The sequence below is a fragment of the Vibrio sp. 704 genome, assembly GCF_033339295.1.
The window spans coordinates 1-713 of the sequence record NZ_JAWOUH010000425.1 but is presented as its reverse complement, the minus strand read 5'-3'; the positions used below and the strand labels follow the sequence as shown (position 1 = coordinate 713).

Below are 713 nucleotides of genomic sequence, written 5' to 3'. Positions count from 1 at the left end.
CCATCGCAATCGGTAATGCTTTTTGAGACAAATCTTCAAATTGTTCTCCAACCTGCCCCATTCCTTTGAAACTTGAGACAGAAAGGGCTATAACAAGTGCGATGATAGTTAAAAATGTTGCGCTGATAGTCTGAATCAGTGAAAGCGATGAGCGTTTGCGCGTTGCCATAATCAATTTTTATTCTTTCTTGAGGTTGAGCCGGCTTTGTCGTGAATCCGTCACACATGTGAGACAAAACCGTGATTTTCAGCCCATACTATGGATTGGTTATGACATTAATATTTCAGTTATGAGTCATACAGATGACAGGTGAAGATTTGCGTCGTATATATTTTCCTTTGATAATCAGTGCTCTACTTTCAGCTTGTTCGTCTGGCCCAGAGCCGAGTGAACAGGTTGAAGTAACTGTACCCACCAATCAGTTATTGTCTAATAACCCTGACTTGTTTCAGTTTTACAACGAGTGGCACGGCACGCCCTATCGACTTGGCGGAACGCAAAAATCTGGAATCGACTGCTCGGCTTTCGTTCAAAGAGCCTTTGTCGCAGCGTATCAACTCGCCCTACCAAGGACGACAAAGCAGCAATCCACACAAGGCGTTGAGCTGAGTTGGACGGATGCCAAACAAGGAGATTTGGTGTTTTTTAAAACTCGACGAAGCACCTACCACGTTGGAATCTACTTGGGGAACAAGCAGTTTATGCACGCATC

At 44.2% G+C, this 713-nt stretch carries 1 protein-coding gene; it reads left to right on the top strand.

Annotated features, from left to right (window positions below):
• Positions 1 to 303: 303 nt before the first annotated feature.
• Positions 304 to 713: C40 family peptidase (locus tag R7R24_RS26890; RefSeq protein WP_318120144.1), on the top strand; the 410-nt coding region annotated here is incomplete at its 3' end.